This window comes from Mucilaginibacter lutimaris (genome assembly GCF_042676625.1).
Lineage (GTDB): Bacteria > Bacteroidota > Bacteroidia > Sphingobacteriales > Sphingobacteriaceae > Mucilaginibacter > Mucilaginibacter lutimaris.
Genome location: NZ_JBHTIA010000013.1, coordinates 125,419 through 144,896 on the forward strand (window position 1 = coordinate 125,419; position 19,478 = coordinate 144,896).

At 39.6% G+C, this 19,478-nt stretch carries 17 protein-coding genes and 1 other RNA gene; 8 read left to right on the forward strand and 10 right to left on the reverse strand.

Annotated elements, in window-relative coordinates:
* Nucleotides 1-19: 19 nt before the first annotated feature.
* Entirely contained in the window at nt 20-2,452 is a 2,433-nt protein-coding gene (locus ACFQZI_RS18505) for an alpha-ketoacid dehydrogenase subunit alpha/beta (RefSeq protein WP_377145153.1), read from the reverse strand.
* A gap of 174 nt (nt 2,453-2,626) precedes the next feature.
* Between ACFQZI_RS18505 and ACFQZI_RS18510 the strand changes: the two genes are divergently transcribed.
* From ACFQZI_RS18510 to ACFQZI_RS18525, 4 genes are all read left to right on the forward strand, one after another.
* Entirely contained in the window at nt 2,627-3,436 is an 810-nt protein-coding gene (locus tag ACFQZI_RS18510; protein WP_377145155.1) for a hypothetical protein, read from the forward strand.
* Nucleotides 3,437-3,503: 67 nt separating this feature from the next.
* Nucleotides 3,504-3,905 (forward strand): DUF1573 domain-containing protein, encoded by a 402-nt coding sequence (locus ACFQZI_RS18515; protein WP_377145157.1) that lies wholly within the window; start codon nt 3,504-3,506, stop codon nt 3,903-3,905.
* Nucleotides 3,906-4,086: 181 nt separating this feature from the next.
* The gene (locus tag ACFQZI_RS18520; RefSeq protein WP_377145159.1) at nt 4,087-5,283 is read left to right on the forward strand and encodes a pyridoxal phosphate-dependent aminotransferase; all 1,197 of its coding nucleotides are present in this window, start codon (nt 4,087-4,089) and stop codon (nt 5,281-5,283) included.
* Nucleotides 5,284-5,397: 114 nt separating this feature from the next.
* Entirely contained in the window at nt 5,398-6,459 is a 1,062-nt protein-coding gene (locus ACFQZI_RS18525; protein ID WP_377145160.1) for an acyltransferase, read from the forward strand.
* Nucleotides 6,460-6,469: 10 nt separating this feature from the next.
* Here the strand turns inward: ACFQZI_RS18525 and ACFQZI_RS18530 are convergent, their stop codons facing one another.
* Complete coding sequence (locus tag ACFQZI_RS18530; RefSeq protein ID WP_377145162.1) at nt 6,470-7,807, reverse strand: APC family permease; 1,338 nt, start codon at nt 7,805-7,807, stop codon at nt 6,470-6,472.
* 167 nt (nt 7,808-7,974) lie between these two features.
* On the opposite strand from ACFQZI_RS18530, the gene ssrA reads away from it, so the two are divergent.
* Both ssrA and ACFQZI_RS18540 read left to right on the forward strand, forming a co-directional pair.
* Nucleotides 7,975-8,345: a transfer-messenger RNA gene (gene ssrA / locus ACFQZI_RS18535) on the forward strand.
* A 335-nt stretch (nt 8,346-8,680) separates the two neighbouring features.
* A complete protein-coding gene (locus ACFQZI_RS18540; protein ID WP_377145164.1) occupies nt 8,681-8,887 on the forward strand; it encodes a hypothetical protein in 207 nt (68 codons plus the stop codon).
* A gap of 167 nt (nt 8,888-9,054) precedes the next feature.
* Here ACFQZI_RS18540 and ACFQZI_RS18545 read toward each other — a convergent pair whose 3' ends face one another.
* From ACFQZI_RS18545 to ACFQZI_RS18570, 6 genes are all read right to left on the reverse strand, one after another.
* A complete protein-coding gene (locus tag ACFQZI_RS18545; protein ID WP_377145166.1) occupies nt 9,055-9,417 on the reverse strand; it encodes a response regulator in 363 nt (120 codons plus the stop codon).
* 28 nt (nt 9,418-9,445) lie between these two features.
* Entirely contained in the window at nt 9,446-9,856 is a 411-nt protein-coding gene (locus ACFQZI_RS18550; RefSeq protein WP_377145168.1) for a response regulator transcription factor, read from the reverse strand.
* A gap of 349 nt (nt 9,857-10,205) precedes the next feature.
* Nucleotides 10,206-10,706 (reverse strand): hypothetical protein, encoded by a 501-nt coding sequence (locus ACFQZI_RS18555; RefSeq protein WP_377145169.1) that lies wholly within the window; start codon nt 10,704-10,706, stop codon nt 10,206-10,208.
* A gap of 562 nt (nt 10,707-11,268) precedes the next feature.
* Nucleotides 11,269-11,910: a response regulator transcription factor gene (locus ACFQZI_RS18560; RefSeq protein WP_377145171.1), complete on the reverse strand. Its 642-nt coding sequence runs from the start codon at nt 11,908-11,910 to the stop codon at nt 11,269-11,271.
* A gap of 41 nt (nt 11,911-11,951) precedes the next feature.
* Nucleotides 11,952-14,870 carry a ligand-binding sensor domain-containing protein gene (locus ACFQZI_RS18565; RefSeq protein ID WP_377145173.1) on the reverse strand — a complete coding sequence of 973 codons (2,919 nt, stop codon included), beginning with the start codon at nt 14,868-14,870 and terminating at the stop codon, nt 11,952-11,954.
* 107 nt (nt 14,871-14,977) lie between these two features.
* A complete protein-coding gene (locus ACFQZI_RS18570; RefSeq protein WP_377145175.1) occupies nt 14,978-15,382 on the reverse strand; it encodes a response regulator in 405 nt (134 codons plus the stop codon).
* Nucleotides 15,383-15,553: 171 nt separating this feature from the next.
* Here ACFQZI_RS18570 and ACFQZI_RS18575 point away from each other — a divergent pair, with 171 nt between their 5' ends.
* On the forward strand, nt 15,554-16,579 hold the full coding sequence (locus ACFQZI_RS18575) for a polysaccharide lyase (protein WP_377145177.1): 1,026 nt from the start codon (nt 15,554-15,556) through the stop codon (nt 16,577-16,579).
* The gene (locus tag ACFQZI_RS18580; protein ID WP_377145179.1) at nt 16,576-16,788 is read left to right on the forward strand and encodes a hypothetical protein; all 213 of its coding nucleotides are present in this window, start codon (nt 16,576-16,578) and stop codon (nt 16,786-16,788) included. The genes ACFQZI_RS18575 and ACFQZI_RS18580 overlap by 4 nt, the downstream gene beginning before the upstream one ends.
* A 65-nt stretch (nt 16,789-16,853) precedes the next feature.
* Here ACFQZI_RS18580 and ACFQZI_RS18585 read toward each other — a convergent pair whose 3' ends face one another.
* Nucleotides 16,854-17,981, reverse strand: coding sequence for a glycosyltransferase family 4 protein (locus ACFQZI_RS18585; protein WP_377145181.1), 1,128 nt, complete (start codon nt 17,979-17,981; stop codon nt 16,854-16,856).
* A 50-nt stretch (nt 17,982-18,031) separates the two neighbouring features.
* Entirely contained in the window at nt 18,032-19,477 is a 1,446-nt protein-coding gene (locus tag ACFQZI_RS18590) for an oligosaccharide flippase family protein (RefSeq protein ID WP_377145183.1), read from the reverse strand.
* Between the last annotated feature and the right edge of the window lies 1 nt (nt 19,478).

Below are 19,478 nucleotides of genomic sequence, written 5' to 3' on the forward strand. Positions count from 1 at the left end.
TCAAAATTAAGTATTCTCCCTAAAACATTCCCGGATATTTACCAGGATTTGCTTCGTTCATCATTTTATAAACGGCTTCGATAACATCATCGGTTGATGGTTTGCTGAAGTAGTCGCCATCAGAACCATATGGTGGCCTGTGCTCGGCACCGCTAAGCGTTTTAGGCTGGGCATCTAACGAGTAATAACCGTTTTGCTGTTCAATTATCTTCTGTAGGATAAATGCGGAGCCTCCTCCCGGCAGATCTTCATCGATCACCAAAAGCTTATTAGTTTTTTGTAATGATTTGCCGCAAATATTTTCGGTATCAAATGGGTAAAGCGTTTGCGGGTCTATCACTTCGATATTGATTCCCATTTTGCTCAATTCTTCGGCAGCTTCCATTACAATACGCAAGGTTGAGCCATAGCTAACAACGGTAACATCGCTTCCCTCTTTTAATATTTCGGCCTTACCTAATGGCACCGTAAATTCGCCAATGTTAGTTGGTAATTTTTCTTTTAACCGGTAACCATTAAGGCTCTCAATAACCAAAGCAGGCTCATCGCCACGCAGCAGGGTATTGTACATGCCTGCAGCCTGCGTCATATCGCGCGGAACGCAAATATGCATACCACGCATAGCATTAAGTATCAACCCAAGTGGCGACCCCGAGTGCCAGATACCCTCTAAACGGTGGCCGCGTGTACGCACAATAAGTGGCGCGCGCTGCCCCCCACGGGTGCGGTAGCTAAGGCTTGCCAAATCATCACTTAAAACAGTGATGGAGTATAATAGGTAATCAAGGTACTGGATCTCGGCAATAGGCCTTAAACCTCGCATGGCTAACCCCATCCCCTGCCCAATAATGGTTGCTTCGCGAATACCCGTGTCGGTAATACGCAGGTCGGTGTATTTAGATTGCAAGCCGGCAAAACCCTGGTTCACATCTCCAATGGCACCAACATCTTCACCAAAAGCAACAATTGCCTTATCACGTTCAAAGTTAGCATCAAAACAAGCGTTTAATACCTCGCGGCCATCCATTACTTTCGCATCCTCATCATAGGCAGGTGCTATAACCGGCACATACAAAGGCGATTTTGGGGTATTGGTAAACAGCTTAGAATTAAAGCGTTCGGTGTTTTTGTCTTTTTCGGCAGCTAAATAATTTACTAAGTTTTGTCGGGCATCGCTGTTTTCTTTTACAGTTAAACGCAAAACCTTACGGATGCACGCGATAGTATCCCTGCGGCCAGGGTCGATACAGGTTTGCAGGCCCGACATTAATCCCAGTAATTCATCCCGCTGTGCAGACTGCTGCGCAACTTTGTCAATCAGCTCAACAGCCTCGGCCATTTCCGCTTTAATTTCATTCTCTAACTCGCTCCAGGCTTCGCGCTGGCAGTTACGCACATGCTTTTTGGCTTCTGCTTCTAAAGCGTCTACCTCTTCAACGGTAGCAATGGCTGTCTCTATCATCCATTTACGCATTTGCAGCAAGCAGTCGTGTTCTTCTTCCCAGCCCAAACGGTCCTTAGATTTATAACGCTCGTGGCTGCCCGATGTAGAGTGGCCTTGGGGCTGCGTCATTTCAACTACGTGGATCAGCACGGGCACATGCTCTTCCCGGCAAATTTTTATGGCGCGTTCGTAAGTTTCGCAAAGGGCCACATAGTCCCATCCGCGCACCTTAAATATTTCGTAACCGTTGCCTTTAGCATCACGCTGAAAGCCTTTAAGCACTTCAGATATATCTTCTTTTGTGGTTTGCAGCCTTGCCGGTACAGATATGGCGTAGGCATCATCCCATATGGAAATAGCCATAGGTACCTGTAATACACCGGCAGCATTAAAGGCCTCAAAAAATAAGCCTTCGGATGTTGAGCCGTTACCAATAGTGCCAAAAGCAACCTCGTTACCGTTTACAGAGAAATTTTTAAGATACTCAAGTTCTTTATTCTGTCGGTATAACTTAGAGGCATAGGCCAAGCCAAGCAGGCGCGGCATGTGGCCACCGGTGGTAGATATATCTGCCGCGCAGTTCATGGTTTCGGCCTGGTTTGTCCAGTTACCGTCGGCATCAACATAGCGTGTAGCATAATGGCAATTCATTTGCCTTCCGGCAGATGCAGGGTCTTTCTCAATATCGGGATTGGCGTATAGCTGGGCAAAAAACTCTTTAAGGTTGCTCATGCCCGTGGCAAACATAAAAGTTTGGTCGCGGTAATACCCTGCGCGCCAATCGCCCTTTTTAAAGGCCTTAGCCATAGCAAGTTGGGCAACTTCTTTACCATCGCCAAAAATACCAAACTTTGCCTTACCGGTTAGCACTTCGCGCCTGCCAATAATACTTGCCTGGCGGCTCTCGAAGCCAACACGGTAATCATCAATTACAATTTTTCTAAAATCGTCAAAACTGAGTTCGGCAGCAGTTTGCGTGTTGCCTGTGTGTATTACAGTTTCGGGCATATAAAATTTTGTTTAGGCGGTAAAATTAGGAAATTCTATTCTGTTATTTATATTGGTTAGTGTAAAACACAGAGTTTTTACAATAGTTTGGTATTGGCAATGGTATAATTACCTGCCTGTCAATAACAGTGGGTAACACCTCAAATTATTTAAAAGTGTAGGTTTACCAACAAAATGGAAATCTCAGATCATCACCGTCCAGGCTGGCTTCCTGGCAGGAACTGGCTAACTTTTTTCTTACTTAACATCATTATGATGTGGGTTACTCATGCAATTGCGCTTTTTGCGCATGAGTACTCTCATTCGTTTACGGCATGGCTTTTAGGCTGGAAAACCAATCCGTTTGCTTTAAACTATGGGCAATTAACGCTAAGTAATGTTTTGGCGCAATTTGATATAGATGAGAATGTTAACTATAAACCAATATTTGCCACCGGCCATGGGCAACAAGCAGGTTTAGTTGCTTTGGCAGGTTTGCTGATTGGCAACCTTTTGCTCACCTATCCGTTAAGCCTGCTTGGTTTCAAATTTAGCAAGAAGAATACATCCCGCGTTTTAACATTATTCTTTTACTGGCTTTGTGTAACGAGCGTTGGCAACCTGATAGATTATGTACCTGTAAGAACCTTTGCCTACAGCGGCGACATGCACACCGTATGTAAAGGCTTTAACTGTTCGCCATGGTTTATATTAATTTGTCTGGGGATTCCATTTGTTATGATATTGATGCACTTTGTGTTCAATTATGCACCACAAGCGTTGTACCGGTTGTTTCCTGATTCCAAAGGGATGCGTTTGGCAATGATCATTCTTACATCATTAGCAATGTTTGGCTTTTATGGTGCCGCCGGATGGGGTTCAAAGGATCCTGTTTCGCATTATATGTCCGTTGTCTCAGTAAGTTTATTTGTGCCCTTAACCATAATAGCTGGCCTATTGTTCGATTATAAATTTCAGAAAGATTCATCCCTGCATCACAACTGATAAAAATATTGAACAGTATTGTTTTTACATTAAACCTTTTATATTTGTGATAATCAAACATGCGATCATGAAAAAAATATTATTAATATGCGCGGTGGTTTTAGGCTTTGCCTTTAATGCATCGGCCCAAGCCGACACAAAAGCCGAATTTAAATTTAACGAAGAGAAACACGACTTTGGTAAAATTGCTCAAGGTACACCGGTAACCACGGTGTTTGAATTTACCAACGTTGGTAAAGAGCCCCTTATTTTAACCGAGGTAAAACCTACCTGTGGCTGTACCATCGCCGATTACACTAAAACCCCTGTAGCACCGGGCGGCAAAGGCTCTATCAAAATTACTTACAATGCAGCTGTTGCTTCTGCTTTTAACAAAACCATTGTGGTAACATCAAACGCTAAAACACCAACAAAATATTTAAATATTGTGGGCGAGGTGGTTGCGAAAGCACCGGCTAACAGCAGGTAAAGCCTCTACACGGCCCTCCGCAAAGGAGAGGGAGTTAAAAAATTTAAAGGCATCCATTTATGGGTGCCTTTTTTGTGGCCTCTCCCTAATCTCTCCAAGGAAGATGGTTTAAATGATAACCTTATTATGTATGCATAGATTTTACAAAGGGTGTATTGCTACTTTTTACTAATTTTGCCTCATGCCAAGTATCTCTCAAAAAGGGCAGCGTATGCCCGCATCGCCTATTCGTAAATTAACGCCTTTTGCCGATAAAGCCAAACTTGATGGTAAAAAGGTTTACCACCTTAACATCGGCCAGCCGGATATTGAAACACCGGAAGGTATGCTTAACGCTATTAAAAATATTGATTTTAAGGTATGGGCCTACACCCCTTCTGAAGGTACATTGAGCTACCGCAAAAAATTAACCGAATACTACAACAAGCTGGGCTATAATATTACGCCCGAAAATATCATTGTTACCACAGGCGGGTCTGAAGCGATCACTATTGGTATGATGGCCTGTCTTGACCCCGGCGACGAGGTGATCATCCCCGAGCCTTTTTACGCTAATTACAACGGTTTTGCCAACCAGAGCGATATTGTGGTAAAACCGATCTTATCGTATATCGATAACGGCTTCGCGCTGCCGCCTATAAGCGAATTTGAGAAATTGATAACCGACAAAACCAAGGCTATCATTATATGCAACCCTAATAACCCTACCGGTTACTTATACTCGCAAGAAGAACTTGACGCCCTAAAAGAGCTTGCTATAAAATATGATCTTTATATTTTTAGCGATGAGGCTTACCGCGAGTTTTGCTATGATGGCCGTCAATTTATATCGCCCATGCACCTGAGTGGCTTGGATGATAATGTGATTGTGATGGATACCGTAAGCAAGCGTTACAGCGCATGTGGCGCCCGCTTAGGCTGTTTGATCACCAAAAATAAAGAGGTTTTAACCGCGGGATTAAAATTCGCGCAGGCTCGTTTATCGGCAGGTATGGTTGAGCAAATTGCCGGGGAAGCCGCCGTGGATACCCCCGACGAATACTTTACCGCTGTAAATAAAGAATACACTAAACGCCGCGATACCCTTGTTAACGCCCTTAATAAAATTGACGGTGTTTTTTGCCCTAACCCGGGTGGCGCTTTTTACGTTGTCGCAAAATTCCCGATTGATAATGCAGATAAATTTTGCCAGTGGATGCTGGAAAGCTTTAGCCATAATAACCAAACCGTAATGATGGCGCCTGCCACCGGCTTTTACAGCACACCCGGCGCCGGCACCAACGAAGTACGCATGGCATATGTACTCAATAACGACGACCTTAACAAAGCCATGGAGTGTTTAGCCGAGGGGTTAAAGCAATATCCTGGCAGAGTATAATTGATTGTTATTGTTTGCAGCAGGCAAATAAATAACCTGAAACGCCAAGCGACATTTGTGTGCCTGGCGTTTTTGCTTTGTATATCATTTATAGCATTATAACTTTCATCACATTTGAAATTCAGCGAAACCATAGCAAAAGGCGGTACGCAAAACATTAGCTGGATAAATAATCTGAGGCTGATAGCTATGTTTGCGGTTATAGTACTGCATACAGCATCGCCTCTGCTATTTAAATATGCTGGCAGCCCGCTAAGCTGGTGGATGGCTGCGGATGTTTACAATGCTATAGTCCGTTTTGCGGTACCGGTTTTTGTGATGATAACAGGCGCGCTACTGCTTCACCGTAAATACGAGTTAACAGATTTTTTAAAGAAGCGAGTCGGCAGGCTTATCATCCCCTTTCTATTCTGGAGCATGATATACATCGCCTACCGGTGGAATAATGAAGAGTTTTATTTTACCGGTAACGCATGGATCAATATTCGCATGGTTCTGCATGATCTTAAGATGGGCAGCTATTATCACCTGTGGTATGTGTACCTGTTATTTGGTCTCTATCTGTTCATTCCTATTTTAAGCAGCTTTGTACGCCACGCCACCGAAAAAGAGATCCTGTATTTCCTGGCCATATGGTTGATAACTATGCTTATTGGCAAGCCCTATCTCACAAGGTTTAACAGTGCTGTAGACCTGCATAATTTTACAGGTTATATAGGTTACCTCGTACTTGGGCATTACCTTGCTTACAAACAAATACCTATAAAAGGATTTCTGTTTATTGTCACAATTATATTTGTGGCCTTTGCAGCTGTCATCGCCGCAGGGACATACTACTATGAAGTGCAAGGCAAGGGTTTAAGTACTTTCTTTTACGAACCCATTGGCCCCTTTGTGCTTGTACTATCCTCAAGCGCGTTCCTAATAGCTAAGCATATCACAGTAAAGCTTAAGCCACCAGTAAATAACATATTGAATAATGCTGGTAAATACACGCTGGGCATTTACCTCAGCCATGCATTAGTACTTAATGGTTTTGAGTTATCTGGTATTAATTATTCCATTTTCAATCCGGCTCTAAGCATACCCCTTATTGCTTTGGCCTGTTTGGTTATTGCATGGCTCCTAATATATATTCTAAGCAAAATACCTATACTAAAGTATGTCTCAGGATAATTGATCTTGCTTAATCACTTAGACCATTTGCTCTAATTATCAACCTATAAAACGGATAGGATACCAGGAAGAGCACCGCTACAATTATAAAGCTACGGGTATCGCTTATGGCAAAACCAACAAACAACACTAATGTAACCGTAAGCGCCAGAATGGTCATGTAAGGATAGCCCCAAACTTTATAAGGCCGATAGAGGCTCGGCTCCTTTTTCCTCAGCATTAATAATGATGCAAAAGACGAAGCTGTAACAACCGTCAGCATAACTGCTGCAAGTGAAAAAATTTGCTCGTAAGTATTGTACACCATAAATATAAAGGTTAGTACGTAACAAACCAATAAAGAAACATACGGCGTGCCGCCCTTGTTCACTAAGGTTGCTTGTTTTATAAAAAAGCCTTCGCGGCTTAAGCCGAAAAGTATTCGCGAGGGTATTAGCATATACGCGTTTAAAATACTGATCACCGTAAATATGGCTATTATGTTGATCATTGTAGAACTCCAGTTGCCAAAAGCCACCGAGGCAGCGGCAGAAGCAGCCAAAGGAGAATTAGTAATTGTCGTTAGCGGAAGCACGTATAAAATGGCACCGTTAATTAGCAGGTAAAGCGTAATAATTGTAAGAGCGCCAATAAAATAAGACCGTGGTATGTTTTTACCGGGGTTTTCATCCTCTTCTGCAAAAAAGGAAACAGCCATCCAACCATCGAAAGTGCTTAAAATTAATTGCATGGCTTTAAAGAAAGCTATAATTAACGCTCCGTTTAATATAGTAGGCTTTGTAACTATGGCAACGGTTGGTATTTGCGGCTTCGCAAAAAAGCAACCTGTCACTAAAACTAACAACAAAATAACCTTTAAAATACTTGTTACTTTTTGGGCGGCGCTGCTTGTTTTTATTCCGGGCAGGTTAAGCAGCGTGAAAATGGTCAAATACCCAATACCTACAACTTTATCATGCCCTGCCAATTGCAAAAAAATCAATGAGGTGTATTCGCCCAGCACAATACAAAAAAACGCGGGGGCGCTAACATTCAATATAAAATCGAACCATCCGGCAGCAAACCCTGCAAAAGTGCCAAAAGCCCTTTTAATGTAATTGAATGAACCGCCGGCCTTGGGCATCATTGTGGTTAATTCGGCATACGAACTGGCACACAATAAAATATATAAGCCTGTTATAAGCCAGCAGGCAAGAATAAGCAGCTTATTGGGTAACAGAGCGGCAATGCTGCCCGGGGTGCGTAAAATACCTGCCCCGATGGTACTGCCAACAACTATTGATATTCCAAAAACAATACCTAAAACCTTTTTTAACTTTACTTCTTTCTGGGTTGTGGTTTTAGTCATCGGGTCATCAATAGTTTATCGGGTTGCATAAATGTAGTAATTTAGCCTAATTACTTTACACCGTAATGTTTATTTCTATTATCATTCGGTAAAAACTAAACTGTATATTTGTGGTTGATTATTTGCCACTGCAAATAGCTTAACAGCTATAGTGGGCGAACTCAAATGGGGTCGACCGGAATTGACAGGATGGAGATAACTAAGTAAGCATGTAGCGCGTTGGGTGAATTAGCGCTTAAATCTGAACGCTCAAACTTACAAATGGCGAAAATAACTACGCCTTAGCTGCCTAATTTAGAATTAGCATAGCTTTTGTCCCGCCGGTTTTCTGTTCTGTTGGATCGGCAATCGGGGCATCGAAAAACGGAAATAGCCTGCTTTAAGGTGTGGAAAGCAAGCGAAACAAAGCACCTAAGGATTAAGGTACAGGTAAGCGGTTAACCTTCCATAGTCCCTACAATTAAATAACAGCTAAACATGTAGAAAGCTTTACTTATACCATGTTTGGACGAGGGTTCGAATCCCTCCGACTCCACGAAAAAGGTGTTAAAGCCTAAGCCCTCAAACGTTAGCGTTTGAGGGCTTTTTGTTGCACTTTGATGTCATTTTTTCACCGTTGAACGGCCATTTTAGCGAGTATTCTGACGAGTACATGTAAAGGTAAATTTGTTCAACTTTTTAACAGCTTTTATGATCAAAAAATTGTTAGGGTTTATGTACGGATTACCTGCGATGGACAGCGTGCCGAACTGGCAACCGGGCAAAAAATTCAGTTGAAGCATGGAATCCCAGTGAAGAAAGGGATAAGGGCAAAGCCAAGGCGGTCTACAAACTAAACTTGCCCTCAGTGATGTCGAACTAAAGATTAATGATATGATCCGCTACTTAAAGGACTGTGGTAAAGAGCTAACAGCGGAAAAAAACAAAAACCGGTTTCTGGGTAAAACTAAAAAGCCGATTATGCTGGTTGACGTATTTAAGGAACATAACCGTAAAGTAGCGGTCTTGGTGAATGAGGAATTTGCTCCTGCGACAGTTACCTGGTATGAAACGACGCTAAAGCACACGCAAGACTTATGAAATGGAAATATAAGATCAATGATATCCGTGTTAAGCAAATTGTTCACCGTTTTATCAGTGAATTTGGGGTCATCGGATGCTTTTATAAACAATCTAAGCTATATTTGATCAAGTATCAGACTCATGCCCGTACATCAAAAATTTATTTAAAAAAATAAATTTTTCCTTTAATTGGCTGTGAACTTATTCATTACACTAACCAAATGGCCGACGTTATAAGGCTTTTTGATATAAGCGTCATAATCAAAATTCCCAACATCTATAGCCTGCCTTTGATATGCAGACATCAGTATTACAGGTATCTTAGCGGTATCTTTATGATTTTTGATGAGTTTGCAAATTTGACCACCGGTTAGGCCGGGAAGCATATAATCTGTAAGAACCAAATCAGGTTGATGCGTTTTAACAAGGGCAATTATATCATCCGTTCCATTACTTCCAATAACTTCATAGTCGGCCATATTTAATACCAGTGTTGTTATATCAAGTATATCATTATCATCTTCTATGATCAGGATTTTCTTTTTCATAATTCTGTAATGCACCTAATAGACTGGATCAGGCAGCTGTAAATATAGTTCTGAGGTTTTCCACATTCAGCGGTTTATTCATGAAATCCGCAACCAAAGGATTCGATTTAGACCTATTGATGTCCTTGGAATCGATTGAAGATGATATGATATAAATAGGTATTGCTTTGACTTTTCTGATCTTCAAAGCTGCATAAGCTTTCAGAAACTGCCATCCATCCATACCTGGCATATTAATATCCAAAAAAATATAATCAGGTAGAGATTCGGGAGAGGTTTGCAATACCATTGCTAGTTGCTCAATTGCTTTTCGCCCATTGCTTAGTGTGTTAACATTTATCGCGGTATCAACCCTTTTGATCAACATCTTAACAATCATGTTATCCAAGGGTTCATCATCAATAACATAAACTGTGGCTGGTCTTTTATTTATTGTCATCGCTTATCAAACGAAAAAAAACAGCACTTGTTTTAATACTGCATTAAGTAAATATATTATTGGTTAATTATCAATGCGATAAATAACCAATAATAATTATTTTAATTTCTAACATCGTAAAAGTTAATATAATTTGTTAAAACATACCCACACTATGCGAAGTGTGTGGTATGAACCGTCACCCATTGGTTTGTTTTTTAAATATTGTAGCAAATCTGAATTACACTTTCCAACTATTAATCATATATCGTAGGTAAGTGTCTATGAGAGCGAGCGGAAATGGCATATCTGGTCGGGCCAGACAATTATAGGCAGAATTGAAATTAAGGAGTTAGTTAATCTTACATTGTCAGGCATCATGATCATGGTCTGAAGGAAAGATTACGGATAGCAAAGCCCCGCCGGTAAAGCGGCTCATTGCGAAACTAAAAAATAATAATCCATAAAATGAAATCATTAAGATCGTACCATGCTGTATCCGAGCAATGCAAGAAAAGTACAAAAAGGAAATAACAAAATGGGAAACGCAAACTTTGAAGGTTGCTTTATAAAAATCGTTCAATTTGTTTACGATTGGTAAATGGTATAACTGGAAAATTATGGCAAGGATAACCCAGATGATATTGCATGCAACCTCAAATCCTGTTAAAGTTATTTGAATTGGAAGTCCTAAATACCTCCCAGATATTGTACTACCTAAATAAAAACAAAGATTAATGATAATTAAGTCAGTAATACCCAGAACAATACGATATAAGTAGAGGTATGTATTTTCCATAGCGCGCTTGATGTGTTCAAATACTGCACCAAGTAAAGCATCGAAAACTTTATAAATCCGTTGATTGATCAAGTGATTATTACCAATTAATACCTTATTCTGACTAAATAAGTTAAACAAAGTAGGAACTTACCATTGTTAGCATTGGCGCGAACAAATACTTCCAGATGTGGGGATTTATCAAGATGTTATTAATTAAAATAATCGCCAACTTATTTAATCATATACTCTTATGATAATTTTTAGAAATTTTTTTAAATAAAAGTTTTACTAAAGGCTAAAAACTGACTGCATTAAATTCCACGGTAAATATTTCCACAAAATGTAGAACTTTTACCACACTACATTAGTATCCATAATAGTGTTAGTAAGAGGATTGCCAAGAGATTGGCAATGATCATCAGACCAATCGTTTTTGTGCTTTTGAACATTATCAGCGATTGTGTTCTCCGTTCTTTCGTAATCATTCTGACCTTTACGATTTTTTTCAGAAAATGTTACAAAATTTACAGATACATCTAAATTGATCAGGCCTTAAACTCTTATCACAAATCTGCTAAGAAAAATTATCGCTGTCAATAATAGGATTATATGACTTGGCCTATTGTAGTTATACCGACGAATTGAGAAGAAATCAATGATCGGTCAAATTTTCCATAATGGCTTTGGCCACTGCTTCAGATTTTGAATTTACGTGAAGCTTTTTATAAATGTTGGAGATATGAGTGCAAACTGTACCGATACTTATGGCACATGAAACCGTTATCATCTTGTAACTTTCGCCTTTAACCAAACAGCTCAGCACCTCTTTTTCACGACTGGAAAGGTCATAAGAGTTAGCTGGTTCTGTTTTTTTTGTTGAAAAAAAGTCAAGAACCTTCCTGGCTATATTGGCTGTCATGGGCGCACCGCCATTGCTTATTTCGGCAATGGCCTCTAATATTTTGGCTGGCGGGGTCTTTTTCAACAAGTAACCGGTAGCACCCGAATGCAAAGCTTCAAAAATCTTCGCGCTGTCATCAAAAGCAGTTAAAATCAACACATTAACATCCGGGTAATGACTTTTAACTAAAGCCGTAGCTTGTATACCGTTAATTCCTGGCATGTCAATGTCCATAAGTACTACGTCGGCATTATTTTCTGCCAGGTCGCTTATGATATTTTCACAACCGGCATAAAGACCGGCCAAAGTAATTCCGGGAGCACTGCCAATCAGAAACTCTAAACTTTCGCGCAGGGCATCGCTATCATCGTATACGGCAACTCGTAGATTCACGTCGGGATTTTAAAACAAAATTAAGGTTTTAACAAAAGTATTTATAATATATTAATAAGTAATTTGATCAGAGTTCCTTCGCCCTTAGTTGAAATGACATCCAATTGTGCATTCATCTCTGCAGCCCGTTTTTTAAGGTTTTTAAGGCCGTTCCTTTTGTTTCGAACTGAGCTATCGAAACCTCTTCCGTTATCGGCAATAGTCATAATAATTTTTTTACCCTCTTTCTTAACGGTAGCTTCAAGCTTTGAACAATTTGCGTGTTTCAAGATATTATTGATTGCTTCTTTAAAGATCAAATATATATTTCTCCTGTGCGCCATTAACAAAGGAACATCTTCTACCCCGCTATCCATATCTATATTAAAGTCAATATTTCGGGCTTCTAATAAAGGTATGGCATATTCGCGCATTCTAATAAACAGGTCATTAAACTGATCATTCCTGGGATCGACTGCCCACACAATATCTTCCATAGCCTCCAGCATAGTTCGTGAATGATTTGCTATATGCCCTATAATTTCACGCGTATCCTGAATACCTTCTCTCTTAAGTTGCTGATCGGCAACTTCGCTTAAAATAGAAATGCTGGTTAAGGCAGAACCCATATCATCATGTAAATCACTGGCAATTTTATTTCGCATTGTTTGAAATTTTAACAATTGCTCTACTCTATACTGGTATATCCAACAACCAATAAGGTAAAGTAACGTAGCCGACAGTACGATAAACCACCACGTTCTGTAAAAGGGAGAAATAATTTTAAAAGAGTAGGAAGCGGGCGAACTCCAGTTACCATTTGGAAAACCTGCCTTGACCATAAATACATAGTCTCCAGGCGACAGGTTTGCGTAGCTGACACGAGCATCCGAAATACCCGGTGACCATTTATCGCTCAATCCGGCGAGTTTATATTTATATATTATTTTTTCAGCGTTATTTAAGGAAACCCCGGTATATTCAAAGGTGATATAGTTTTGATTATGCTTTAATACAGTATTTTGAAAGCTGTCATCTTTAAAAAAGACCTGCTTTTTTGAGATATGAACCAATGGCGCGACAGATCTGGACCGTTCGCTTTGCCTTTTGTAATGCATCAGTCCTTTAACTGTACCTATCCATAAATCCCCGTTACCAGATTCATAAATTGCATTTTGGTTTGTTTCAATACCTAAAAAACCATCATTTTCAAGATAATTGATTGTGCTTTTTGTATATGGGTTAAAATTATCAAGCCCAAGGTTATTGCCAACCCAAATCTGTCCCTCCCGATCACAATAAACAAAGTAAGGGTTATTTGATTTTAACCCGTTACGAAAACCATATTTTTCAAATCGGTGGCCATCGTATTTTAGAACGCCGTCCCCTATGGTGCCAATCCATATATGGCCCATTTTATCAGATGTTATAGATGCAAAATCATAATTTACCGTTTTTCCGGGAATATCTATCACACTAAAAGCATCAGTCAATGGATCATGTTTAATTAATCCATGGTCGCGGGTTCCAAACCAAAGATAACCATCTTTATCCCGATGAATATCCCATACTCCATTACTAACAAAGCCTTTGCCTTTTGTTAAGCTTCTCATTTTCTGGGTAGAATAATCGTAAACGGCTAAACCGCTATCGAGCGTTGCAAGCCAAATCCTGCCCTTCTTATCTTCATTGATACTCACCACCTGCCTACCAGCCAGGCCGGTTTGATGACCGAAAGTGATTATTTTATTTTTAGAGGTTATATAGCATGCAGCGCCTTTTTTTGCGCAGGCTATCCACATATTGTTGTGGCTGTCACAAAAAAGGTCATAGACAAAATCATCGGGTAGACCATCTTTCCTGGTGAGATTACGGACCGGTTGGATGCCTTGAGAATTGCTTCTGAAAATGCTGATTCCTCTGCGCGTTCCGACCCAAAAGTTTTCCTTTGCGTCTTGTTCAATGGAATAGCTTTCATTGTAGATCAGCCCGTCTTTGGTGTTAAAAAGTTCAAAGGGGGACCTACGAAAACTGGAAATACCATCATCCTGAGCAAGCCAAATGCTGTGTTCGCGATCTTCGCCGATGTCGTAAATAATATCGCTTAATAATCCGTTTATTCTCCCAAACGTTTTAACATTCTGCCCTTTAACCTGTATAGCACCCTCATTTGTAGCCAGCCATAATTCGCCATCGCGGCCAATAAAGATAGCGTTGATGATGTGATTAAATTTAAGATTCGATAACGGCGGAAAACGCCTGATCGAACCTTTTTCAACCACCAGCAGGCCTTTTTCAGTACCGCAAAAAAGGCTGTCTCCCCGTTGGGCGACCGCTGATACCTTTCCTGTGAATGTTTCAACAGCAGACAAAATTTCTCTTTTCCTTGCATTTAAAATATTAAGGCCTTTGTTTGTTGCGACCCAAATTTCGTCCTTATTTTTAATGCAAAGCTTATTCACCACGTTGTCTGCAAGACCAGAGGACGTCAGAAAATGCTGCACTTCCCAATCCTTGTTAATTTTAGTAAAAACGTACACACCATCTCCATCGGTCGCTATAAAAAGGCTTTGGTTTTGCCAAAGTACCTGGTTAATACCTGCTGTATTTTCAAATGCGGCATTTTTTAAAACCTTTATACGGCCATCCTGAAAGCAAGAAATCTTTCCGGAACGGTGCCCAAACCAGATTTGTTTATCATTGCCTCCGCAGATAGATGTCACGTGGTTATCAGGAAGGCCCGAAAGCGAATCGTAGATGCGGAATTTGAGGCCGTCGAATGAGCAGACACCGCTTTGCGTGCCTGTCCACAAATATCCCGAACGATCAAGATAAATGGCATAAACGCGTGATTCGGGAAGACCGTTTTGGATAGAATAACTTCTAATGGGTAGAGTTTGAGCAATCAGAGAGTAAGTGCTCAGCGAAAAATAAACAATACAAAAAACCAGTTTTTTAATATGATCCAGGAAATATCGCATGTTGAATGATAACATTCAAATATACTCAAATATACAACAACAACTTGATGATGAAATATTTAAAGAGTAAAATAGCTGATATTAAAGCAATTGGTTCGCAGAAATAATTAAGCAGACAATCTTTTATGAAAGAAATGAATTTCTTCTAACTTTTCAATTTCAACCGGTTTTGAGATAAATTCTTTTACAAAGGAAAAATTTCTGGCTCTTAACATATCATTCTGGTCAACCGAAGAAGATATGATATAGATTGTGATTTGCTTTGCCAAACAAGGTAAAAGCTTTGCGAAGCTTTCTAAAAAATCCCATCCGCTAAAGCCTGGCATATCAAGGTCTAAAAAGATCAGGTCTGGCAGCACTAAAGCGTCATTGCATTTTTCGGTCAAAAAATCGATGATCAATTTACTATCTATCGAATGAACAGCCTCATTAAAAAGATGATGCCGGGCAAAAATCTTTTTCATTATTAAATGTTCAAGGGGATTATCGTCAATCATCACAAGTTTACACATACACCGCACATTAAATTTTGTATATTGAACGCAATAATTAAGCCGATGTGCCTTTTTGTTTAACGAATATCATGTTCGCTATTTCAGATTGTAAAGAAAAAATGCAACATAATCGCCTATGCGGCGTATAAGCAACAGAAATGCCCCTAAGGCTTTTAAGAACTATTGATTATGAATTTTACAAAGCTAATGTTGATCAACACGTTCAACATAATAGTGTTATCATTAACATTTTCAACCCCTGTAGTAGCACAACGGAAAAATCTCATTTTTCAATCGACTTTTGAAAGCAAAGCCGATATAGCCAGCTGGTACGAACAAAGTCTCTTTCAGCCGTGGTCGGCAACAATTGTCACAGACAAAGTGCGAAGTGGAAAAAGTGCTATAAAGTTTGATTTGGTACGAGGAAAAGACCTTTTAAACGGGCCAAGGGCAGAACTTGGAATGAAAGCTCAAGGTAACGGAGAGTTTTGGTACGGTTTCTCGAATTATTTTCCCGGAACGTATGCAAGTGACCCTGCAACTGAAATCATTGCTCAGTGGCAAGCTATGCCCGATCTATCGCGAGGAGAGAACTGGAGGAGCCCGCCATTAGGATTAGAGATCAAAAGTGACCGGTATAAACTGGCGATCAGATGGGCGTCAGCTGTAGTTAACGACGCTTCAAATACCGCTATAGATTACCTTGATCTTGGCCCGGTAACACACAATCAATGGAATGATTGGGTCTTTCACATTAAATGGGGCTATAATTCGGGAGTCATTCAGGTTTGGCTAAATGGCAAAATAATTATTGAGAGAATCGGTAAACCAATAGGTTACAATGATTTGCTATATCCTTATCTTAAGCTTGGGATTTACAAATGGGAATGGAATAATACGAAGACAATATCAACTTCAAAAGAACGAAGTTATTACCTTGACGATGTGCGGGTTGGGAATAATTTAGCGAAATATGAAGATGTAGCCCCCGGAGACGTTAAAGTTTTGCCTATTGAGCCTAACACTTTAAAGGTAATAAAAAATAAGGATGACTCCTACACAGCAACTTTTACAGCATCCCAAACGGTGCCTTCGTCGGCATTTATCTTATATATCGGTTCAGACTCAGCAGGAAATTTTAGGCCATTAGTTTCTGAAACTAAAGTGCAACTCGAAAAAAATAAAAAATACTCCCTATTATTTAAATTAAAATGATCAAGAAGCTGTTAATCATATCTTTATTAGCAATTGGTTTAAGTGCTTGTAATAAAAATTCTGATTTTGTGGGCAAACCCGCTTTAAAACCAGTTAATACACCTACGGTTGTATCAGAAGTTCGGGCTACCGTTGCATATATTGCCGTTATAAATTTATCAGGCGATACTATTCAATCAAATCCGGTACCTATCGTAGTGTCTAACTAAAGAACAAATCATCTTAATAAATAGCGTTATTTCCATCATGATAGTGGATCACCATCGGTTAGAAATTAAATATAAATCTGGCTCAATGTTTCGAGGTTAGAACTGCTAAGTTTTGAGACTAATTGATCACCGGTTATATGGGCATGCATATCCTGGTATAAGTTAAGTTTTAAAAAATCCAATATCTTAGCTGCAATCGCGTCACTGGATATCGCCTTAGCAACCATACCTGTATAGTTATCTAAAACAGATTCAGCCAGTCCACCTGTGTTCGTCACTAACACAGGACACCCAAGCGCATAAGCTGTCATGACTACACCGCTCTGCGTAGCTTCAAGATAAGGGCAAACAATTAATTTCGACTTGGAGATCACATCTACTATTTCCTGATTACTGAGGTGCCTCTCCATCACTGAAACAGAACTTGCCATGTTAGCAAGCTTACTACTATCAACAGCGTAACCAAACGCAGGGCGGCCGGCTATCATAAACTTTTGATCCGGAAATTCTTTTAAGATTGTAGGTAAGGCCTCGATAAACAAATCGATTCCCTTATATTGAGAAAGCCTGCCTACAAATGAAATATAACCTCTCTCTTGCTCAACAGTATGATGTGTTAAGAACTTACGAAATACAGTATAAGGAAGCAGGTTAAGATTGACAACCTGCTTATCTAAACCCAGTGTCTTTCTAAGCAGGTCTTTGCTAAAACTTGAATACGTTATAAAAGCTTTCGCCTTGCCGTAAAACATTTTTTTTATGACCGACCTTTTCCATTCAAATTCACCACCATGTGGAATAGGGTCATGGATACTCAGAATCAGTCTTTTATTTAGTTTTAAAAAAGGAAGCAAAAAAGCCTGCCGCGCAGAAAAATCATCAAATTGGAGGTAATCAAATTTGTGTTTATTTATAAATTTCAGAACCTTATAGGTGGTTTTAATGAGATCCAATTTGCTGCCAGGCTTGTAAATCACGAAGTGAACTGATTCACATCCACTGAAGTATTCTTCTAAATACTCCAGTTGCCATTTGCCAGCTACCGGCCAGAAAGATGTTAATGAATCATATTCGTTCAAATTTGCATTTAAATCAAATATGTTAGCATGTAACATGGTTTGCGGCAATTCTATGAGCACATGGATATCAAACTCTCCTTTAATCAAATTGATCATCTCGAGATTGATATCCATAAATGGTACCTGTATGTAAAGCAGTATTTTTTTTTTCATTTTGAATTATATTATCCCGGCAAATTTCGTGTGGTGTTTAAGTAGAGCTGGATCTTTTTCCATAACACATATAACAGTGGAGCGACACCTACAACCAGAAATAAGGTAAATACCAACACCGGATGAAACAGGGTCCCTAAATACTTATATGAAAAAACAAATGCCAGGATCAAAACATAAAATAAGGCCGAATTTTTCACAGTACCCACTTTCAACCTGATGAGTACAACACTTTGCATGATGTGAAATATTGCGAAAGCCCCAAAGATTGAATAGTTGATGACTGATAAAGACTTATAAAAATGTAATCCGATAAGACTGGAGAAGAGGTTGATTAGCAGTACGATGAAATTAAGGATCATGTCTATCCTTTCCATGTTTTTAGCTACAATTACATTTGCCTGCAACAGTACGGTTGGGAATACAAGCAATGTTAGAAACATCTGCTGCATGCACCCCGAAGCTAAGGCAAATTTTTGCCCGAAGATAAACGGGATGATAGTATCTGAAAAGGATTGAATGAACGCGAAAGATGTAACTGCAAAAATGGTATACCCTAAAAAAACAAGTTGATAAAATCCCTGCACCGCATGGGTGTTTTTAGCATGTATCAATTTTACAAATTTTGGATAGACCGTTGTAGATGCAACTACAGCAACGATAGTGAACATGGAGAATATCTTGTAAGAGACCTCGTAGTTAGCTACATCTACCGCTGTAAGATACTTGGATATAATAATAGTGGCACTCCTCCAAAAAATTATAGAGGAGCCTACGATAAGTATAAATCGCCAGTTTGCGAAAACGTTTTTTTTCAGGTCTGGAAGTGTGATTTTGAATTTCAAGAGGGTGCCAATTTTGATAGCCCCTCCGGTACCAATGTATATAAACAAATTCACTGTGAACAACCGCACCGCAACTAATAAAACTGATAGATAAATTAATGATACGGGCCAGAGGAAAAGCACACAACCTGCAAGAAGCCGTAAAAAACCATCGACCGCCATTATTACAGCAGATTTTCGCTGTTGAAACTGGGCGATATTTAAGTTCTTAAGCGCGTAGATGAGATTATCAAAAATTATATTCGTCCCTAATATGAAGGATAACAACCGTATTTGCTCATTTGAATATATAACGAAGGTTAAGCCAATGTTAATCACATAAAATACGATACCTAACAAGGTTTGAATTTTAATGAACCTGTATACCAGTTCTGAAGACTCTTGTTTTTCCTGCCCATATTCGCGAATAAACCAATGCCCCAGCCCCATAGATGAAAAACCAACAATCAATTGATAAACAGTATTTGCGATCAGGAAATTTGAAAAGTCCTTGATTGGATAATGACGCGAAACGATCACAAAAAATAGGCTTAGGAACAATGTCTGCAAGATGGTTGATACCAACCCCCATAAACTATTGTTAATCAAACCAGATTTCTTAAAAAAGCCCATA